This is a genomic window from Candidatus Merdisoma sp. JLR.KK006, assembly GCF_036941035.1.
GTDB lineage: Bacteria > Bacillota > Clostridia > Lachnospirales > Lachnospiraceae > Laedolimicola.
Map to the genome: position 1 here is coordinate 1 of NZ_JAYMNS010000032.1, position 21,578 is coordinate 21,578.

Annotated in this window: 15 protein-coding genes; 1 reads left to right on the top strand and 14 read right to left on the bottom strand. The window is 44.4% G+C overall.

Translation table 11 applies throughout. The annotated features are described in order from the left end of the window. Positions 1 to 147: 147 nt before the first annotated feature. The 11 genes from VSQ61_RS18745 to VSQ61_RS18795 form a co-directional block, all read right to left on the bottom strand. Complete coding sequence (locus VSQ61_RS18745) at positions 148 to 1,527, bottom strand: YecA family protein (RefSeq protein ID WP_334345917.1); 1,380 nt, start codon at positions 1,525 to 1,527, stop codon at positions 148 to 150. A 38-nt stretch (positions 1,528 to 1,565) separates the two neighbouring features. After that, positions 1,566 to 5,300, bottom strand: coding sequence for a YobI family P-loop NTPase (locus tag VSQ61_RS18750; RefSeq protein ID WP_334345918.1), 3,735 nt, complete (start codon positions 5,298 to 5,300; stop codon positions 1,566 to 1,568). A gap of 151 nt (positions 5,301 to 5,451) precedes the next feature. Further along, the gene (locus VSQ61_RS18755) at positions 5,452 to 10,857 is read right to left on the bottom strand and encodes a SpaA isopeptide-forming pilin-related protein (RefSeq protein WP_334345919.1); all 5,406 of its coding nucleotides are present in this window, start codon (positions 10,855 to 10,857) and stop codon (positions 5,452 to 5,454) included. Between the two features lie 264 nt (positions 10,858 to 11,121). Then, entirely contained in the window at positions 11,122 to 11,301 is a 180-nt protein-coding gene (locus VSQ61_RS18760; protein ID WP_334345920.1) for a hypothetical protein, read from the bottom strand. Positions 11,302 to 11,485: 184 nt separating this feature from the next. Then, positions 11,486 to 11,911: an SPX domain-containing protein gene (locus VSQ61_RS18765; protein WP_334345921.1), complete on the bottom strand. Its 426-nt coding sequence runs from the start codon at positions 11,909 to 11,911 to the stop codon at positions 11,486 to 11,488. Beyond that, the gene (locus VSQ61_RS18770) at positions 11,908 to 12,837 is read right to left on the bottom strand and encodes a ParM/StbA family protein (protein ID WP_334345922.1); all 930 of its coding nucleotides are present in this window, start codon (positions 12,835 to 12,837) and stop codon (positions 11,908 to 11,910) included. The genes VSQ61_RS18765 and VSQ61_RS18770 overlap by 4 nt, the downstream gene beginning before the upstream one ends. A 311-nt stretch (positions 12,838 to 13,148) precedes the next feature. Further along, on the bottom strand, positions 13,149 to 14,819 hold the full coding sequence (locus VSQ61_RS18775; protein ID WP_334345923.1) for a S8 family peptidase: 1,671 nt from the start codon (positions 14,817 to 14,819) through the stop codon (positions 13,149 to 13,151). Between the two features lie 408 nt (positions 14,820 to 15,227). Further along, positions 15,228 to 16,175: a DUF2284 domain-containing protein gene (locus VSQ61_RS18780; RefSeq protein WP_334345924.1), complete on the bottom strand. Its 948-nt coding sequence runs from the start codon at positions 16,173 to 16,175 to the stop codon at positions 15,228 to 15,230. Next, positions 16,132 to 16,569 carry a hypothetical protein gene (locus VSQ61_RS18785; RefSeq protein WP_334345925.1) on the bottom strand — a complete coding sequence of 146 codons (438 nt, stop codon included), beginning with the start codon at positions 16,567 to 16,569 and terminating at the stop codon, positions 16,132 to 16,134. The genes VSQ61_RS18780 and VSQ61_RS18785 overlap by 44 nt, the downstream gene beginning before the upstream one ends. After that, positions 16,551 to 16,910 carry a 2Fe-2S iron-sulfur cluster-binding protein gene (locus tag VSQ61_RS18790; RefSeq protein ID WP_334345926.1) on the bottom strand — a complete coding sequence of 120 codons (360 nt, stop codon included), beginning with the start codon at positions 16,908 to 16,910 and terminating at the stop codon, positions 16,551 to 16,553. The genes VSQ61_RS18785 and VSQ61_RS18790 overlap by 19 nt, the downstream gene beginning before the upstream one ends. Before the next feature lie 186 nt (positions 16,911 to 17,096). Continuing rightward, on the bottom strand, positions 17,097 to 17,675 hold the full coding sequence (locus VSQ61_RS18795; protein ID WP_334345927.1) for an MATE family efflux transporter: 579 nt from the start codon (positions 17,673 to 17,675) through the stop codon (positions 17,097 to 17,099). On the opposite strand from VSQ61_RS18795, the gene VSQ61_RS18800 reads away from it, so the two are divergent. Further along, positions 17,674 to 18,060 (top strand): LysR substrate-binding domain-containing protein, encoded by a 387-nt coding sequence (locus VSQ61_RS18800; protein WP_334345960.1) that lies wholly within the window; start codon positions 17,674 to 17,676, stop codon positions 18,058 to 18,060. The genes VSQ61_RS18795 and VSQ61_RS18800 overlap by 2 nt on opposite strands. Positions 18,061 to 18,178: 118 nt before the next feature. On the opposite strand, the gene VSQ61_RS18805 is transcribed toward VSQ61_RS18800, so the two are convergent. From VSQ61_RS18805 to VSQ61_RS18815, 3 genes are all read right to left on the bottom strand, one after another. Next, positions 18,179 to 19,153 carry a D-psicose 3-epimerase gene (locus tag VSQ61_RS18805; protein WP_334345928.1) on the bottom strand — a complete coding sequence of 325 codons (975 nt, stop codon included), beginning with the start codon at positions 19,151 to 19,153 and terminating at the stop codon, positions 18,179 to 18,181. Between the two features lie 166 nt (positions 19,154 to 19,319). Then, positions 19,320 to 20,252, bottom strand: a complete 933-nt coding sequence (locus tag VSQ61_RS18810; RefSeq protein WP_334345929.1) for a S8 family peptidase — start codon at positions 20,250 to 20,252, stop codon at positions 19,320 to 19,322. A gap of 33 nt (positions 20,253 to 20,285) precedes the next feature. Beyond that, complete coding sequence (locus tag VSQ61_RS18815; RefSeq protein ID WP_334345931.1) at positions 20,286 to 21,512, bottom strand: MFS transporter; 1,227 nt, start codon at positions 21,510 to 21,512, stop codon at positions 20,286 to 20,288. Between the last annotated feature and the right edge of the window lie 66 nt (positions 21,513 to 21,578).

Below are 21,578 nucleotides of genomic sequence, written 5' to 3' on the forward strand. Positions count from 1 at the left end.
GGTATTCCACGCTGAATGATTCTCATATGGGTGCCCTCCGTTAATTTTAAGCAAAAGAAAAGCCGGGGCTTTCGGCTCCTCGGCTTATGTAATAGTTATATTTTAAATATCATATCAAATAGGTACTCTTATTTACAATTGAATAATTTAGTTTTTCCCACAACATTTTTTATACTTCAATCCACTTCCACACGGACATTTATCATTTGGATATATTTTCTTTTTGCCATATCCAATTATTGTTTTATACAAATCATTGCACTCTGAGGGATACTGTCCTTCTAATTTTTTATTATACATTTGTAACCGATATATCAACTCACTAAATATTCCCATACAATTATACATCTGCCAAATATCATAACAAATCTGTGCAAGTGTTTTTTCTTCGAACTCTTCTTTATTGTTTACATTATAGAATCTTATTTTTTGTCCCAGACTATTCGCTATTTCCTCCGAATCATAGTCATAATGGCCAATACTATTCCTTGTATCTGCACTCAAACATTTACAAACCAAATCACTTGCTATACCGCCATTATCAAGAAATTTTATTATGTTGCCTTTATTTCTCATACTCACCATATTGGATAAAGAATTAACCCTTAATCCCTCAACCGGCTTAATTTTTTCATAATCACCACGTTCTAATACATTATCAAAGCCAACTAATAGTACAAGAACATCTGCTATAAGCTCATACAAATCAACATATAGTTGTTTAATATCCTCAAAAGACGTTGTTGTTATTGCAAATCTTCCATCTAACATCTCCCCTTTATTACCCTTATAAAAATCAACACTAATAATTGGTATTAATAAATCTATTTTCTCATAGACCAAATCGCACAATTTATATATTCGTTTTTTCCACTCTTCTAAACGATTTAATGTATTTAAGTAAGAAAGATATCGCTCTAATTCCGATCGCTTTTCTATAATAGCCTTTTTAAAAAGCGATGTTATTTTTAAAACAGCATTACACTCTTTAGAATTTAAAAATTGAAATTGATTTATCTTGGCAACTGCTCTAAATATATCAATACTATTGTTGGTTTGTAAATTGTAAACTGGATTACTATAATTCTTCTTTATTGTTTCAATCAAAAGAGATTCATTATTTGCAAAATACAATTCATTAATTGCTCTATTAATTGGGTGGTATTTATCTCTGTATTCAACTACAAAAGAAAACTCTTTCCTAAAATCATCATAATTAAGGTATTCCGTTGCATTCATAAATGAGGTTAGCCCCAAAAGTTGTGATGCTTCCATCGGAACAAAAGGCGGTTCTGTAAGGAAATCTCCTGACGAATAAACAATTAACGCTGGGAGTTCATTCAACTCATTATTTATTATTTGTCCATTTTCAAAACTAATACCATTTTTATTACTGAATTCTCCTCTAAGCGACACTCCACATGGACATTTAAATCGAATCGGATGTCGCCTTGAAAAACCCATTTGATATTTCAAATTACTAACTTTTCCGCAAATATAACACTTTATATAATAATTTATCTGCATACCATGTCCCTCCTTCCAATATTGTATACAAATCTATATTATGCTTTAGCGTTACTTTTTATCTGTTTCACCCTGCACTGAATATAGGGCTCTTCTTTTCCATTTACTTTAATCATAACATTCTCTTTACTTGTTAGATAATCTTTCTGATACAAATATTCTGCTAATTTCCGGTTGTATTCATTATGAAACAATTTTACTGTATGACGCCGTGATCTATCTGCTAAAGGCTTATAAACATCCCCTAAAGAATTAAACTTTTCACTTAATTCGGCCCTGCTAAATATTTGTATTTGGTTTAATAATAACTGATGGCATTTCTCGTTTGGCAGTAACTCCCATGCAGTATTCACAATCTCTTTTTCCAATGGAATTGTCATTTCACGGATTACAAATGCCATTTTCTCAGTAATGTGATTTTTCCCTATAGCTTCGATGATTACCTTTTTCTCATTTTCTGTTAATTTATTTGAATCCAGTAACTCTTCTACGTGTGTTTCATCCAATTCATAACTTTCAATCTGCCTGATAAAATCATCCTTATTCAATATAATGAATTGGAGACATTGTTCCGGATAATATTGCTTTAAGTCTAAATACTGCTCTGGACTAATTTTAAAATATTTTGATTCTATTAAGGCTTCTACCTGCTCCCTCGTAAAATTACTCAAAGAATGGTCAAAGTTTTCCAGTCTAAAGATTTTTATTAATTTTCGATAAACGGATATATCAAAATCTTGTAGCAGAATGGCTTCTGTAAAAACAGTATTGGTTTCTTTAACAGAATCCAAAATTAGCTCATCAATTTTGGCAGATATAAAGTCTTGAAGTGATACTGTTAATCCGAAATACTGAAAATAAAATAATACATTTCTCCAAGAGGGAATTACTTTTCCTGTATCCAAGTAAGTATCCCAGATCCATTTTGCTTCTCCCCCTTTCTCTTCAACTATTTCCAGGCAGCATTGTGAAAGATCTTTTATAGAAACATCTTCTTTTTTTATAATCTCTTTACACAAATCTGGATCCGCCTGCATTTTTTGAATCATAATATTTATGGATTCTTCTGACTCATATATATTTGTCGGAATTTGTAATACCACATCATTAATATAATCTTCAAAATTCTCATCAATATATTCGCAGACCGGCGGATATTCCAAAGACCTAAGTATCGTATAATTCGCAGTTTCTAAACCATTTAAAACATCTTCCTTTTTTTGTTTTACAATATTTTGAAGCATTGGAAGATTAATCACATAATAACAGTTATCGAAAATCCATTCTAAAAGCTCCTCAGGAACTCCCTCTGTTTCTAATTCTACAAATTTAATCTCTAATTCTTCAATAATATCTTTCATCTGATTTATTTCTACATCTGCCAATTCCTGCAAAATATCAGGCTTATTAATGAAATAATCTGTGATTTTTTTATTGGTATTAAACCCCTTTATCTGCTCTATATTACAATTTCTAAGTAGTAATTCTAAATAAAATAGTTTATTTGTATCTGTCAGCAATGGATTTTTATAGATATAATCCCACATTCCTTTCCATACGCTTCCCAACATTTGAATAAGCAAATCCGTATTTTCATATATTCCTAAATCTATAAATGTATAAATAAAATCCCAACTAGATTCATCTTCATCCGATAACTGCTTTATAAATTTTTGACATTTTTCACTGTCTCTCTCATACTCCAACAGATAATCCAATAAATCAAAATTATAAATTTCCTTTTGTTCAAATTCATTAACATTCAATCGTTCTATTACTTCCTCTATTTTATTCAGATTAGCCCAATAGTCAATTCCTCCATGATTTCTTACATTTAATATAAAATTCATATCACTATTCGTAATGCTGTTGGCATGGAAATAATTTATATAATCAACATATTTTTCATCTATATAACCATGTCTAAGGGCAAATATCAAAAATAAATTATCATCATAATTAAAATCTAAAATATCTTTTGGTTCATAAGCTTCACATAATTCACTGAATGATATATTTCTCATTTTAGAAATTTTATCTGTTATAGAAGAAATTTCCTTTTGAAGTATCGCCCTTTTTTCTGGTGCACTATTCAGTAGGGCTCTATAGCGTTCTATATAGCTATATTGTCCACTTACTTTCTCATCCAAAATATTAATACCATTTACATCTTTCGTATTATAGTGACGGTAATCCACGGTAATTTGTTTATTATATAATTTTTCAATATCAAACCCCTCTTCCATAATAACAGAAAAGTCATACCAATGGCCCTTCACATAAATTCGTGTGGGAATTTCAGAGTTTTCCTTTAATCTGCATAAAATAATTAATTTCAATTCTTTTTCATTTAATAATATATCATTATCAATTAATTTCAGTTTTTCAGATATACTCTTTTTCTCTTCCTCCAATTTTCCAATTTGATTTTTCACAAATCTTTCTTTACATCTAAAAGCATCCTTTACAACACCTTTCTCCATTTGTAATTTAGCAAAGTCATTTGGACGCAAATTTTTAAATATCATCAACGACATCATTTGGACATCATCAAGTTTTAACTTTTGTTCTTTACTCAATGTATTCTTGTAAATGATAAATTCATTATAGATATTAATCAAAACACGCATATCATCAATATAAGGAGATACTGCCATAATGTACTCTGGTGTGATAGCATATTTATCTACCACGCCGATTTTTTCTATATCCTTTCTCCAAAATTCTAATAGTTTTTCGTTCGAATTGGTAGAATTAATCACTGGAACAACTGGTATAATAAAGTCAAAAAATTTCGTTCTGTCTTTGTCCATAAATATATCATCACGAATTGCATAAACAAAGACTATTTTTCGGCGTATCTTTTCATAGTTATTTAAAATCGTGTTTAATTCCCTTAATCTCACAAATATTTCAGGACTTTTAAAACGATCTAAATCTTCAATAAAAACAACTTTATAAGGTGTTTCCTCAAAAAAATATATGATTTCATCCATATTTTTATCAAATATAGATTCATTGTTCTCATCCTGCTTCGTAATTGCCGCTTTGTCAGCCAGATTGACCTCTTTTACCTTATAACTGGTCAATAATATCCATAATAAGAGGGAAATAACCCATATCACTATTAAACCAAAGAACAAAACAACAAGCCAAGATTTTATTTTACTTAAACCGTGATAGGCCCCAAACAAATAAATATGCTCAATTCCTTTGTCCCAAATTTCAGGCATAAAATAAAAAATGCCTAAAGCAATAAAAGCCAAAGCTAAAATAGTAATTAAAAAAATTTTCAACTTACTAACTCTATATAATTTTCTATATCTGCTTCTCGGTATCCTTTTATGATCTACTTTATAAAAAAGCTGTTTTAAAACACCCTCTTCTATCCTTTTCTCCCCTACATCTATTAACTTCTCTTGCACATACGGCTTCTTGGCTTGGTTTTGTTCCCCATCAAACTCTTCCAGTTCCACAAAAGTAGCCAGCGATATATTGATAGCCTTTAGCCAGCGATGCTTTTTCATATAGGACTGAATAATACTACTTTTACCGGAACCATATGGTCCTGACAAAGCAATATTCGTTATCTTGTCATTTCTTAATGCCCAATCAAGTGCTTTAAAATACTCTCTGCTAGCATCTAATTCATCTGTTGGGGCCAAATCATGGAATCTTTCATTTTGATATTTATCTATTTTCTGTATTAAATTCTCAAGCTTTAGACGAACGAAATTACAAATCCTCTTTACTATAATTTTTACCTTTTTCATTAGTTCCCCCACTATTTTAAATCTAATGTATTTATAGCAAATTCTTTCCGTTTTTACCACCTGGATTTATCTTATTATATCACCTCCCATACCAATTTTCACCAAGATTTTCTGCCCGAAATAAATCGAGCAGAAAATCCTACCCTTAATCTTATCTACACTTCTTCCTTAACACAACACCCCCTATCGCCATCAAAATCAATCCCAATCCGCCAAACACCCAAGGATTCAACCAATCCCCAGTCTGCGGCAGTTTCTCCCCCGTTGCCTGGTTCGTCAGCTTCAAGTGATACCTCACAAAATCCGGTGCGTCCCCCTCATACTTCAACACCACCTCATGGGGCGTACTGTCAAGAATATACCCCTCCGCCGCCTTTGTCTCCACAACGAAATACTTGATATCCTCCGCATACGTTCCATCCTGAAAGACCACAATAGGAAGCTCCCCAGATTCCGCATGACCATCCCGATCCGTCACAAGCGTTTCAATCACTTCGCCATCTTCATCACGGATCTCAAACTCAACACCCTTGATACTTTTCTTTGTCTCCTTATCCGTTTTCTCAATGAGAATCCTGCCAAGGACAACCTCATCTTTCATGGAGACTTTCTGGATTTCCCTTGTATCCTCCACCTTAAACTTCACGTCCGTAGCAATCTTATATCCATAGGGTGCCGTCTCTTCTCGCAGCGTGTACTCCCCGGTGGGAATACGCTCGATATAGTGGGGTGTCCCGTTGGATTTCCACGTTTCCACCACACGCCCATCCTTGTCAAGAATGGTCAGAACCGCATCCTCCAATTCATGCTCTCCGGTAATGTCCGTCTTAGAGATCTCAAGCTTCGTAGGGTAATTCTCAAATGCCGCCTGAAACTCAATCACCTTGACATACTCACCCTGATAAGAAGCATCCAGTTGGAAAACATCCTCACTTAGCACATACCCTTTGGGGGCTTCCATTTCTTTCACATAATACCGTCCAAGGGGCAAATCGTTGGAAAATACACATCTTCCGTCTTTCCAGGTCACGGCCTTTCCCACAAGGCTGTCCTTTGCGGCTACAACCCTGCCGTCCCCATTCACAATGTTTTCCGACGAATAAAGACCAAAAACCGCACCCCCCAGTGCTTTCTTTGTCTCTGCGTCCGCCTTTGTTACCGTAATCCGTACTCTCTGTCGCTCATTGGTGACATTCATGCCTGCATAAACGATCTTTGTATCCTGATCCACATAAGACAAGTCCGCTTCCAGTGGCTCCTGATTCAGCACAAAGCCCTCCAGGGTCTTTGTCTCCACAAGATAGTATTTCCCCAAAGGAAGCTCCTGAAGATTCGCTATCCCCTTGTCATTTGTTACAATCTCCCCCACAAGCTGATCTTTCTCATAGTAAAGGGTGTCAAGCCCGTCCGGACTTACGATGTCCTCCGCCGCATAAACCTTGAACGTCACGCCTGCAAGGGATTTTTTGAAATACTGAAAAATCACGTCATACCAGTGTTCCTCCAATGCCTTGACATCCTGCAAAAACTCCCCATCCTTGTTCACGATGATGGTTCCCGTTGGGACTTCATCCTGCATTACCACACTTTGGACCTCCCCCGTATCCTCCACGGTAAATTCCACGTCCTGTGCTTTCAGATAGCCATAAGGAGCATATTCCTCCCGAAGAATATAGGTCTTACCTGCTTCCAGTCTCTTAATCACATGCTTTTCCCCTGCAAGAGAAGTCCATGTGTCAACCACGTTTCCCTCTTCATCAAGAACGCTTAAGGTGGCTCCGGACAACTCCGTACCACTGGCAATGTCCTCTTTCGTTACTTCCGTAATCGTGGGCATATTGAAAAATTCCCTGCCATACTCCGCTGCTTCAACCTCCTGTCCCTGATAAGCCGGCTCAAATACCACCGTTTCCCCATTGGTAATATAGCCCTTTGGAGGTTCCAGCTCTCTCACATAATAAGAGAAAAAAGGATAGTCCTTTGTGAATGCCACACATCCCATCTCATCCGAGGTTACCGTTTCCAACAAGGTATCCGTCTCAACAATGACTTCCCCCAAACGGTTTTCAATGGGTTCCCCGGCATACAGTCCAAAAACCGCACCGGAAACCGGCTCTTTTGTCTCCACGTCTTTCTTCTCAATGGAAAGGGACACCCTCTGCCGTGCGTTGGTAAAGGACATGTCCTCGTAAACCACGCAGACCTCCTGGCCTGCATAAGATATGGTGAACTCCTGCACCTCCGTATTCAGTACAAAGCCATCCCCTGCCTTTGTTTCCACTACATAATAGGAGCCAAGGGGCAGGCTGTCCACGTATCCTTTTCCATCCTCTCCCGTCGTAATGGTTCCTGCAAGCTGATCCTTTTCCAAGAGGACCGTGCCCTGATTATCCGGAGATAGAATCTCTTCCTTTGCATAAACGGAAAACTCCGCCCCCTTGATTCCGGCAAACACATACCGGAAGTCCCCGTCATAGGAGTTAAGCATTTCTCCCTGTTTGTAGAGACGCAATGCCCCCACCTGCCGATCATTTTCCTGTACCACGGTAATGACCGCTTCCTTTGTGTCCCCGTCAACCTGGTAGGCTTCCCCCGTACTGATCCGGAAAATCATCGCATCCCTGGGGGCTTCTACCAATACTCCGTTTTCGCTGTACCCCTCGTACCCATTCAGCACGTAGCCGTCCGGGGCCTGCACTTCCTCCAGGCGATAGTTTCCTACCGGGAGCGTGTCCGGTGTCAAAAGATATCCGTCCTTGGATACGGCATAGGGCCTTTCCTCCGTACCATAGCAGACCTTGTTGGGATAGGTGATCCACTGCTCCACATACTTTTCCTTTTTCATGTCATAGATGCGGTATTTTGTGCCCTCTTTTAAAATCGTCTCACTGGAAGAACTGTCCCCTTTCACGATTTTAATTTTGGCCCTAAAAGCGTCGTCTATAAACACTCTCCACGTCTGGGCCGTCCGGCTGTCCTCCGTCACCCTTACAATAAAAGGCTCAATACGAACGTACTCATCCGGCACGGTGGTCTCAACCACCACATAAGAGCCGTAAGCCAGCTCCGGACTACGCAGGAATCCCTTACCGTCCGTGAAAAGCTCCGGGATCACCTCGCCCTCGGAATTGTGAGCGTAATCAACCGCCGCCGTTTCCCCGGAAAAATCGTAGTCCGCAAAATCCTCTCTGCGATAATTCCCGTTCTCGTCCGGCACAATGGTTCCGTCCTTTACCTTACTCAGATCACGAATAAGATAAATGGTGAAGCCTGCCTGCAAAAGCTCCGCTTCCGAATGTTCGCCGTCATCCCCCACCTTAATCATTTCAAATGCCTGCTTCTTTACCTGCTCAAATACGTCCTTATTCTGCACCACGACCTGCTTTGTCTCGTCACCATAAGCCAGTACCACGTCATACTTTGTGGTATCCAGAAGATACCCCTCGGAGGGCGTGATTTCCTGCAAATAATACTTGCCAAGGTACAGGCCCTCTGCGGATGCCCTGCCGGAAGCGTCCGTTTCCAGGCGTGTCACCAGCTCATCCTTTTTATAAAGCACTCCCGTTACCCCGTCCGGATGCAGGATGTTCTCCTTTGCGTACAGGCCGTAAACGGCGTGCTCCAGCGTTGCGTCTCCCTGGCTCTTGTTGGTTTTCCTCTCCGTGTCCTTTTTGATCATGGAAATCCTGCCCGTCACGTGCTCATTTGCAAACTTGCCGCCTGCATTTGCAATGGTCACGGTCTGGCCGTGAAGCCCCTGATTTGCCTGAAAGCTATATTTCACCTTATTCGTGTTGCTGCCTGCCGTTTTCCCGGCTCCCTCATTGGCCCAGTCGCCATAGTAGCCTGACGGAGCCTTTGTTTCCTGCACATAGAATCTTCCCCCGTTGGATTCATTGAAATAAACCCTGGAAGAGAGATAACTTCCGTCCGCCTGCTTCTGGAATGTCACCTGCTCCGAAAGGCTTCCATTTTCCGCTGTCACGGTAAATACCGCCTGGTTCACGATCTGCTTTCCCGTCTCGGCATCTGTTTTGGGAATCCGGATTCTTACCCAGTAGGGCTGATTGGCAAATACGCCCCCTGCATTGCTGATTACCTTTTCCGCATTGGAATTCCCCTCGGAAATGGAAAAGTGATAGTGATTGTTGTCTGCGAGATAGCCGTTGGGAGTGGATATTTCTTTCACATAATAGCCCTTTCCCGGCGTTGTGGTTGTGATGACGGAGGACGTGTAGGTGTCGCCGCTTCGCTGAAAGATGGCCCCCGTATCCGTTCCATTATCCTCGTAGATCCTAAACTGCACGTTCTGGGAAATGCCTGCTCCCGTTATGGCATCTTTCTTATCCAGAACCACGTAGGCGGAATATTCCTTTGGTTTCGACATCCAGGAACCGCCTGTCAGGAGATACTGATTCGGCCCATAGGACCAGAACTCCACGCCGCTTGTCACACGTCCGTCGTCGGCATCCTTTACCCACTGGGCCATGGATTTGAACAGATCCGTCGCAAGCTGCGTATTCAATACGGATATCTGTGCCAGCATGGGGCTGATGGCCGCCGCCATGCTCTCGGCACTTCCCCAACGGTTGTTCCGCACAAGCCACATGGCCGCCTGGGTAATGGCATAATTTCCCGTGTTATTGTGGATGGCCTGTGCTTCCAAGTACCAGCCATAGATCTTAACCAGAAGATCCGCCTGTTCATCGGAGATCCCCAGTTCCTCCGGGGACACCGCCGTGTACGTCATGCCCGTTGAGCAGGCTCCGCCGTACAGAATGCAGAACGCTTCCTCTCCGTTCAGACGGATCTGCTTCATGGGACCGTGATCACCGGAACCAAAAGCCCCGATCGCTCCCAGCCTGCCGCTTGAGACGTTGGACGAAAAGGATACGGTGGCCGTTTCCCCTACGGAAGCCACGGCGATTCCAGTCTCGTTCATTTTCATCAGAATCTTGGACAAGCCATCCGCATAAGCATCATATTCGTCAGCCCCCGTCATAACCGCATACAGATCGTCCAGGGTAAGGCCGTTCTCGTTCAAGTACTCCAAATCTTCCACGTCCAGGAAATCCCAGATCGAATACTGGAAAAAGGAATCCTTGTCCACGTCCGTGCTTAACAGATGAATCATTTCCTCCATGCTCTGCTCGCCGTAGAAAATGTCGGTACGCCCACCGGAGGTCTCCGGCTCCGGATCTTCAACTGTTTCCTCTTCAACTGCTTTCTCACTTTTCTCTTCTTTGGTCGCTCCATCCGGCAGGTCCTCTGTCAAGTCGGCAGACACACCATCCGATGCGATATCCTTTGTATCTGTGCCGTTTCCTGCCTTGTCCGTGTTCGTCTCTGTGTCCTCAATGATGTCCTTAATTGTGTCTTTAACCGTTCCTCCTGCCGTCTCTTCTACGGTCTCTTCCACTGTTTCTTCCACTATTTCTACCACGGTCTCTCCGGTTGCTCCCGGCTCAGATGCCGCCGCAGACAAACCGCAATTCATCATACACGTGACCGCCGCCAGTATGACTGCAATCATCCGCTTACATTTTATATTTCTCATGCCGTCCTCTCCTTTCTACCAACAAAAAAAGACAGCCACTTTCGGCTGTCAAATACGCTGCATCTATTCTTTTGGACTGTCCCTTGCCCTTGTCATTTCTTCTCACCTCCGTCCTGCAACTCCCGTCATTACTAGTAGTCCATATCGGAAATCCTTGTGCATATTTCTGAGGATATTTTTCCGAGAGTGCAGGTCAAAAAACGCAGACGTAGTGGTGCTACGGCGAGGCTTTTTGACCTGTGCTATCGGAGAAATAGACCGGAACTATGCACAAGGATTTCCGGTACAGACTACTAGCACCATTCTGACCACCAGGGCAAACAACAGTGGAAACAGCTTTGCCATTCCAAGCGTCAGCTTTAGCACCCATAACAACATAAGCAATCCCCATTTCAATACGGTTAAAAGAAAAATACCCGTTTTCCGCAAAACCATTCCTACCATTTGCTTTCCTCCTATTTTAAGTTGCTACGCAACAGTACTAAAGGGTAAAGTCACTTCGACACACCTGTAATGAGAGGAACTTCCATTCGAAAGGGCACTCATGAAAGTTCCTCTCGTGCGTCTTTGTGACTTTACCGTCCAGCAGAAAATATTTCAGGGAAACACTTAACATTTCTTAGCTGGACTATCCCCAACCATCCGCCAGGCTTTCTACTACCGGGTTGTCCTCTTTTTCTTCCTCTTCAAAGCCCCCGTAGGTGCCTGATCCCTGCTCGTCCCCGATTCCCTGAAATCTTCCCGTTCCTTTCGTCAACGCCGTCCCAAGCAATACGATGATCTCATTCTTCACTTCTTCCCTCAACTCCCTGCGGACGTTCTCCAATTCCTGCCTGGAAATATACTTTGTCTCCTTTTCGTTCTCTTTAAGGAGCCGATCCTCCTGAAAGCTCCGGATATAAAAATCCGCCGCATCTATAAGGAACTGGTTGACCGATTTATGAATCTCTACATTCAGCTTTGACAGAACCAGATGCACCCGTCTATGCTGTTCGTTGTCCAGATTCATCCGCAGATTGTGATAGACAATGTTCCCCTTTGCGATTTTCCTCACCCCATTCCCAACTCTTTTTTATGGGTGGAAAGATACATCCTGCCAAGATACTCATAGCCCTTTGCGTTCGCCTTTACATCCTCGATATATTGAATGTTGCTCCCCCTGTGGCTCCCAAAGCTTTTCATTACCCTGGCTCCGCCGCCCACAAACACGATCTCGGCAATGTCAAGATTATAGCCGTGTTCCATCAGTGTATAATAGACTTTCTCTGCGTACTCCCTCAGACAGTCTTTCACAATCTCCAGGTACTTCTGCGGCAGGCCCCCCTTTCCGGTTCTTATGACCTCCTGGATGTCCTCTTCCTCAATCTCATTGCCAAGCTGACGGACGCACTGCTCATTCATGGTTCTCATGCACTTAATCAAACCCTGCTTAATGGTGATGCACTCCGCTTCATTGGGAGCTGAATTTTCAATAGGCATGATGTCTATGGTCCAACTCCCGATATCCACAACCACCACTCGGTTCGGAAGTGCCTTAAGCCTGTCCGCTACCGCCGCATAGCATTGGGGAAATACGGATACCCTTGCAATTTTCATTTGATACTGCCCCTTTTCAAACCGGAAAGCAACCTCCTTATCTCTTGCCAGATAGCTGATGAAGTCCTGCTTTTCTGCTCCGAAGCGTGTGAGGGGCAGGCCCACGGATAAAAGAACATTTGCATTTCTCATTCCCCTCCGGTTCAACTCCTTTGCGACAGCCGCCAGGGTAAGGATATAGAAGTTGTCATTTTCCACCTTTAACTCCCTTACTTCCAACCGCTTGCCGCCCACCTTGTAGTAGGCCCCCTGAAACTCCACCACATCCTCATAAAATGCCGGCTCTGTTGTGATTTCCTTTACTCCTGTGGTGAACGCCTGGCTGACCGTCTTCATCCCAGACCAGCCGTGATCAATTCCAATAACCTCGATATGTTTATTCACTCTGTTCTCCTCCATCTCTTTTTATGGTATTTGTAATAAAAAAGCAGGACTAAACTAGCTGTGGTAATGCGACACTTGTCCACAAAAAGCTAATTTAGTCCTGCTTACAATTATTGATTTCCCTATCCTCCCTCCAAATTTCCCATACTTTGGAATGCACCGCATTCCTTAATGGTTATTTAGTGCCAAGTTTGCTTCATTTCCGGCTTCACGATTCAAAACAGGCCCGTTTCGATCATTTTTTGCTGTTTTCACAGCCATTTTTACTTAGGACTAAATCAGCAGAAACCCTTGATTTTACTGGCTTCTTACTAACTTAGCACAATAATAGCATATGACCCCCAGGATCGGTTCGGATAAAGATCCCTGGGATCACGTCTGGCCCCCCGGATCATTAACTGCTTGATCTCAAAGGTCCCCATAGACGGACGGTTATTCCGCACAATCCCCCATTCCAGAAGAAGTGCTGCCGCCCCTGCTGCTATGGCTGCCGCCGCACTGGTTCCCGTCAGGCAGGCAATCCGGTTTCCCGGCTCAAAGCCGCACACCTCCACACCGGGAGCCGCAATATCCGGCTTGATACGCCCTCTCCGGGTGTAGCCCCGGCTGGACGCTATGTAGATGCTGTCATTCTGGACCTGATAGCCAGCCACTGCAATCGGTGTCTCCGCATTGGCCGGAGAAGTAAGGGTAATGTCCGGATTGGAATTGGGAAAAACAGTCCCCTCTGATATAAATCCCTTTACCGGAAGCCAGATGTTGTAAATACCGTGAATGATGCTCGTTCCGTACACTCTCAGTCTCCATACCCCCGGTGAGGGTGCGTACATGCGAATCAGAATCAGTTCTTCTCCACTGTTGGGATCAAGGGCCTGAAAATCAATATACACTACGGTCCGTTCAAAAATAAAGTTATACTGCTGTCCTATCAGGCTTGAGCTTATCCGGGGAATCTCTTCTCCCGATGGTGAAATCATGGAGATGGACAGAAGATCCGGCGTACTGCTCCAGAGCTCCATGGCAAGCCCGTATTCTCCCTCCGCAACACGAAGCTCCACCTCTTCATAGGGACGGCCGTCCTTAAGATTTCCGTAAAAATGATGTCCCTGGTTGGCTTCATTTCCTCCGGCAATCACTACACAACGACCAGAACGGGCACCTACTGCATTGAGGGTGGCGGAAAGGGGTGTCGTCCCCTCGTGACCGCCCCGGTTGCTTCCAAGAGCAATACAAAGAGCCAATGGCTTTTTTTCCCGAAAGGCCAGCTCGTTTAAGTAGCGGACACCCATCATAATGTCATTTTCCTGATAAGCCTCAGCATCCGGACGGACCATGTAGTACCGCATCAGACGCTTTTTGGCAGGCTTTAGCTTAACCACAGCCAGATCCGCCATGGGAGCCGCCCCCGTCCACCCCCGGCTGTCGTCTACGCTTCCCGCCGCTATGCTGGCAACCTGTGTGCCGTGTCCCGATTCATCCCTGGTTGGCACCACGGAAAATGGATCATCACTTGCCAACGCCTGGTTGATTTCTTCCTGACTATAAACACTTCCGTAACCGATTCCCTCCGGAAGGCGGCCACTCTGATCCGCCTGATCCCAGATCTCCAGAATCCGGGTGGTGCCATCCATATTTTTGAAGCAGTCATTGGTGTAGTCGATTCCCGTATCGATGACACCGACAATCACGCCCTCCCCCCGAAGCTGCAGTACCGAATGCTCCAAAAGCTGCATAATACCGCTTTTCTCCAGACTCTCATTTTCCAGAAGCGTATAGAGTATAGGAAATACCTCATAGCTGTAGGGAAGACGGTTTTGCTCCAATATCCGTGACTCCACATAAAAAACAGCATAAAAATCATTGAGAATCTGCACACAGTACTGAGGGTACAGACGCTCAAGCTCTCTCACATTGTAGTCTGACTTCCATATAAAATCCACATACTCATCTGACATAATCTTATCTCTGCAATCTTCTGCCATTGTCTTCCCCCGCTTTGTCATCGTCCGCAGTATGCGGACAATAGCATCATATTATTCTCTCTATCTTATTCTTCGGGCAGGTTATCCTATGACCTGATCTACTGATACCAGTTTTTGTCTTTCCAGCTTTAATACTCTGCCTGTCTCGTCTATCTTTGTGACACAGCCCGTCTGTGTCACGTATATTCCATCTTGAAAATATTCCGCCGTAACCAGATCGCCTACAGATATATCTTATTCTCCATCCTTCATGCACCTCCTGTTCTGCTTTTCATACCTTTTATGCCTTGGGTTTCATATCCCTCTTTTCGTTTCATCACATCATCCAAACATATGTTCGTATATATAGTTTTATCAAAATAAAAAGCACAGACAAAAAGCTGGGGCCTTTGGCTCCCCGGCTTATAATTATTCCAGAAGATAACAGCTCGTATAAGTAATCGTACAGGGCCCGTAATAATAAGCCAGCCCATTTGCCTGACAAAGCCTGGCAACCACAATGCCATAAGCCTCCATGGATGAAAATGCTTCTTTGGGAAAACGGCAGGGTTCATCCGGATACGTACACTTCTGACATCTGGTACAGCACCCGGCTCCAATAGGAAGCATGCCCGGATACAGTTCTCTTAGAATCTTTTCAAATTCATAAAAATGCTTTTTATGCAGCGCCTCAGTTTCCATCATGGCTTCGCCGTCAAAATCATCTTCCAATAGTCCGGTAGTCTGTACAAGTATCCCCTGTTGATAGTGAACAACCTTTTCCCGGCATTCATCCAGCGTTCCGCACCCCGGAGGACAGCTCCAGCACTTGTCATACATACGGCAGTTATTTGCCTCGCACATCTGCCGCACTTCCGGCTTCAATTCAATCGTATGACAGTCAAGGGGCGTAGCTTGAGAAAAGCCCTGCCCTTTTGCCAGCTCCACAAATTGCACGCTCTTCGCCAGCTTGTCTGCCATATTCCGTTCATCCTTATTTAAAAGCGCAATCCTGGCTCCCTCTCCCGCCGCATTTCCAATGGGCTTTATCCGGCTGACCAGGGACCGGGGAATCAACCCAACGATACCTGCGCTGATGGGATCTATATAATTGCCAAAAGCCCCGGCAATATAAAGGCAGGAAATTTCTTCCTCTGTCACCGAAAGCGTTTTCATCAAAATCCGGATTCCGGCAGCAATGGCTGCCTTTGCAAGCTGTATCTCCCGAATATCCTTTTGGGTCAGATACACGCCTCGTTCATTTCCTGATTCCTTTGGCGGCACCAGAAGAAAAGTCTTCGGATTTTCCTGACCGCTTTCAAGATTCCCGTTCTCATCCATCAGGCCCTGCTGCTGCAGCTGAGCCGTCAGATCCAAAAGTCCGGAACCGCACAGCCCAACAGCCGGCCGGCTGCCATGCGGGGGAAATTCCCAGGAACAAATGATGCATGCAGGTATTTCCCACAACGCATACCTGAAGAATATCCGTTCGTTCCTTATCCGCCTGTTTAACAAGGCACCCAACCATATCATTCAATTCTCTTTGAATGCACTCACTCAGTACCTTTGTCCCATAGGCAAGCGCATAATCCGACCGCATAATCACGTCAGCGCCATACTGTATCTGCGGATTCATCCTGCTTTCTACCGCTGACACACGACCGTCCTTTGCATCCAAAAGATACCCTGCCAATGTAGTCGTTCCTATATCAAAAGCAGCAAAGCAATAATTCCTTTTTTCGTCTCGAATATCTATAACAACCGCTCCCAATCTGACCGTTTATCCCCAGGTACCGTTTTCTTAAGTTCAATCTGATGAACTGCGATTCCCGGCTTGAGAACAGCCGGTCCGGAAAAGCCTCCTGTTAATATGACCGCATTTCCAGAAGAAGAGGATACCGCTGTATCCACATTAAGATTTTCCCGAACCTTCATCTTACACGCCTGTATCTTTTTTCCATTCACAAGCACCTGACATTTTCCGCAAGTTCCGGTTCCTCCACAGGGGGCATCCGGAACCAGGCCGGCCAATCTCTCCGCTTCCAAAAGCGTTGTACCCTCCGGTACCTCAACCCCCTCTTCTCTCTGATAAAATACACTTGCTACATACATTTTTCCCCTCTCCCCAGTAAACACTGCCCTCTTCATTATCAGTGTAGCATAAATAAATCTGCCCTACAACGTATAATCCGCCAATGCCGCCTCTTTAACATCACCCTTTTATTGCAATAATATTTCCCCGTATCTGAAAATACCCTTAAATTTTTTTCCAATAAATTTTTAACATAACCAAAGTCGTTATAAATGCAAGCACATCTGCAGGCCGTTGATAGGGCATGCCAAAAGGAAGAGCTTAAAGCATTTCACTGCAAATTCATTATACAGATCCGATTCTGCTCCAAATAGCCGGACAATGCTCATAGGTGCAAATTGGAAGATAAAAAAAGCCAATACTAAAACAACCGTTGCAGAAACAAGTACAATCTTATATGTCTGCTTTACTCTCTCCTTTTGTCCGCTTCCGTAGTTATAGCCAAAAATCGGCTTTGCTCCCGTTGCCAGTCCAATCGTAATGGCGGAAATAATCTGATTCACTTTCATGGTAATGCCTATGGTTGTCAAAGGAATCTCCGCACCATAGACCGATTTTGCACCATAGGATACCAGTATATTATTTGTAACTGCCATTACCACCACAATAGCAGCCTGCGTGAAAATCGGATCAAGAATGATATTCGTAATGCATCCAGCCAGGAGGCCGGCCATACTGTATTTCGGGCCGCCGTCCGCACGAATCATTCCCGCCATACCGGAATCAATTGCGACAAACAATACTCCCAGAGAAATGATACGTCCATAATCTCGCTGATTTTGCATCCCCCTCTGCTGCGTACTGCCTGCCGGACATCCTTATGCCTTCAGGGACCAGATTCATGAAGATGAACTTCTGTCCGAAAATATCATCGTCTGCAACTCATACTCCGTTCCCTCAAAGGCTGTGGAAGTACAAAACCGCATCTCACAGCATATCCTGCCGGAATCTGCATATATCTGCGAAAATCTTCAGGTGCTTCTTACCCTGGTCCGTGCCGGATACGGCTGTTCCGTTTTGCAGCAGATGCGTTTTATCAACTCCGATATTGTCTGTGTACCGCTGAAAAACAGCGCTCCTCTATCCTATGGCATTTTTTACAAAAACGGTTCCTGTAATCCTCTTCTGAAAAACCTGATTGCCATCATAAAAAATATTGAGCTAAGTTAAGAGGCTGCTTTATTTCCCAACAGCCTCCTAATCATACAACCGGTTAAAGACGGAAATGAAACCAAAAGAATGCCCGGTTATCCAACAGACCTCCGGGCATCCACTTATTTTACAATCATTATCCCAACATATACCTCTGAAATCTCAAAGCCTCTTTCACATCCCTGTCAAGGGCTTCCTCACTGGTATCCTCCACAATATTTCTCCAAACCTTAATATCCTTTCCAACGGTTCCTCCCGGAATCACAAAAGGCTCCATCACAACCGTGCCGTCATACCCGATTTCCGCCAGAGCATCATGAATCTCCCTCCAGGGCGTCCTGCCCTGCCCCGGAACCATGCGGTTGCACTCTCCCGTATGAAAATGTCCCAGCAGGCTGCCGGCAGTCCGAATGGCATTCCCGATGCTCTGCTCTTCAATGTTCATGTGGAACGTATCCAGCATAACCTTTACATTCACGGCCTTTGGCTCCAGCCGGCGGACGGACTGAACAAACTCCGTGCCCTCCTTAGAGGTATTCAGCACATGATTTTCAAAGCGGTTCAGCACCTCCAGTCCGATTGTCTCAATTCCGTAATCAAGGCCAATCCTGCCCAGCTTTGCCATTCCCTCGATTCCCCGTTCCCAGTCGCCTTTTTTATCCACAGGCTTGCTGTAATCAATGGGCCAGCAGGAATAAATGGCGCCGCCAATCAATGTGGCATTGATCTTTTCCATTCTTTCAAACAAATCCCTGTAAAATTCCAACGCATGTTCCCGCACTTTCGGATCTGCGGATGCAATATTATTCTCCGGCGCCGGACCGTATCCCACCGTAAGGCGGATTCCGTTCTCCTGGGCGCAGGCCCTTAAGTCATGCAGTTCTTCTTCCGTGTAATCCGGCAGAGGACCTGCCACAATCTCCAGAATATCAAACCCCAGCTTCGCCGCCTTTTGAACATAACGCTTGTAATCCCCTTTCCATTCTCTCTCCCAATAAGCATAATAGACGCCATGCTGCATACTTCTTCTCCTTTCTTCTCCTTTCTTTTCCCCGCACATATTTTGTGCATAAAAGGGATACCCGCAGGGTGTGTGTTTTCTCCCCTGCATTTTTAATCTTCCTCCTCTGTGTTCCTGTTGCCCATCACATTAATTTCATGATATACGCAAGAAAAGGGGTTTGCAATATTTATTTCAATTTGTTATAAAGAAATTTAACTTTGGTGTATTTTCATACTATACAAAAAGAGTGCAGCACCTATTCCGTTATTAACATTCATCTTTTCCGGCAAAGCTCCGTCTCCTGTCCCAAGAGTCCCGGCACACAGATCATCCCCCACCCCTGCTGATTCCTGGGAAAACCCAGATTCCGGCAAGATGTGGACAGCAATATTTTAACCTCCTTATTGGTCAGCTCCTTTTGCCCGGAAAGCAGCAGGGCCAGACTTCCGGACACCACCGGAGTTGCCATGGAGGTTCCGGATTTCGTTGTATAAGCTCCTGTCCCGGGCTTTCTCCACCAGGCATTGCAGGAGACAATATACGCCCCGGGCGCTACTACGTCCGGCTTACAGACACAGGCCAATGTAGGGCCTCTCCCCGAATAATTGGCCCTGCGTCTTCCCATCACCTTTACCGCCTGATTGTCGTCGGAGCTTCCCACCGTAATCACCTTGGGACTGGTTCCCGGAACAGTGATGCTTGAGCGATCCGGTCCCTGATTTCCGGCGGCGGCACAGACAATAAAGCCTGCGTCCCAGGCTTCCTCCACCGCTTCCAAAAGCCCCGATTTTTCCGAATACTGAGGTGCCGTACTTCCCATGGAAATGTTGATAATCCGCACGTCATACTCTCTCCCATGATCCATCAGCCAGTGAAGAGCCTCCACCACCGCCTTACTGTTGCCGTTCCCCATCCTGTCTAAAACCTTCAAAGACACAAAATGGCATCCCGGCGCAAGTCCCTGATACCTGCCGCCGGATGCCGTACCTGTTCCCCCTATAATTCCACAAATGTGAGTTCCGTGACCGCAGTCATCCGCCCCATCCTGATTTCGTCCAATATAGTTATAGGAATAAACCATCCTCCCTTTTAAATCCGGATGCTGTGGGTCTATGCCCGAATCCAGTACCGCTACCCCAACGCCTGTTCCGTCATAGCCCAGACGGTAAGCCGCCGAAGCTCCTACAAGCTCCCGCACACGATTCATAGAAAAGCAGCTCCTTTTTGCTTTTCTATTATCCTATGCGTCAGCCCTCCGAACCGCCATACGGAACAGGACAAAGCCTGCGGCAAACATCACCGCCAGCACGGACACGCCCGCTCTGGAGGTATCAAAAAGCTGGGTGGAAATTCCCATCAGCAGCGTTCCCATAAAAGCCGCCCCCTTACCGAAGATATCAAAGAATCCAAAATACTCCGTCGCCTTCTCCTTCGGAACAATTTTCGCAAAATAAGACCGGGACAGGGATTGAATCGCCCCCTGAAACACTGCCACCCACACGGCCAGAAACCAGAACTCCCAGGTCTCGTCAAGCTGCAGGGCAAACAGCACCACGCCGAAATACCCGATAATGGAAGCCTGAATCAGCACGGTATTGCGCACCCGCCTGGAGAGGTGTCCAAAAAGAATGGAGCATGGAAATGCCACCACCTGAGTCAGCAGCAGCGCCAGCAAAAGATTCGTATCACTGATTCCCACATCTTTCCCGTAGGAGGTTGCCATATCAATAATCGTATACACGCCGTCTATATAGAAGAAGAAAGCCAGCAGAAAATACCAGATGGCAGGCTTTGTCCGAATCTCCGAAAAAATATGGGCCAGACGGCCAAAGCTATCCCGTACCGGGTGCGCCGAGCGCTCCACATAATGCTTCTGTTCATAAGCCTTTAACAGGGGCAGCGTCACCAGAAGCCACCAGACTCCATTGAGCAAAAATGCAATCGTCATAGCCGTATTTATGCCGATGCCAATGGAATCGGAGAACAGCACAAAAATCAGACTGAAAATAAAGGGAATGCAGCTTCCGATATATCCCCAGGCATAGCCCTGGGCCGATACCACATCCATCCGTTCGTCCGTGGTCACATCCCCCAGCATAGCATCATAGAAGACCAAACTCGCATTCAATCCAACTTTAGCCAATACATAGACCGCCAGAAAAATAAGCCAGGTTTTGGGGACGGCAAGCCCGGCACAGCCCAGGACGCCCATCATAACGAAAAAAGTAAACACCGGCTTCTTAAATCCCTTGGTATCCGCCAACGTACCAAGAACCGGGCCAAGAATCGCAACAATAATTGTCACAATGGATGTGGCATAGCTGAAATATGCGGTAGAATCCGCCGCACTGATTCCGCTGGCCTCCGCTATATTTTTATAGTATATTGGAATGATGGTGGCTGCCAGCAGTACAAAAGCCGAGTTGCCCACATCATAGAGAATCCACTTTTTCTCCAGTTTTGTCAATTTAGCCTCCTATTTCGGTTCCGCAATGCCCTCCCAATACACCTCCATTAAAAAATTCGTCTATAA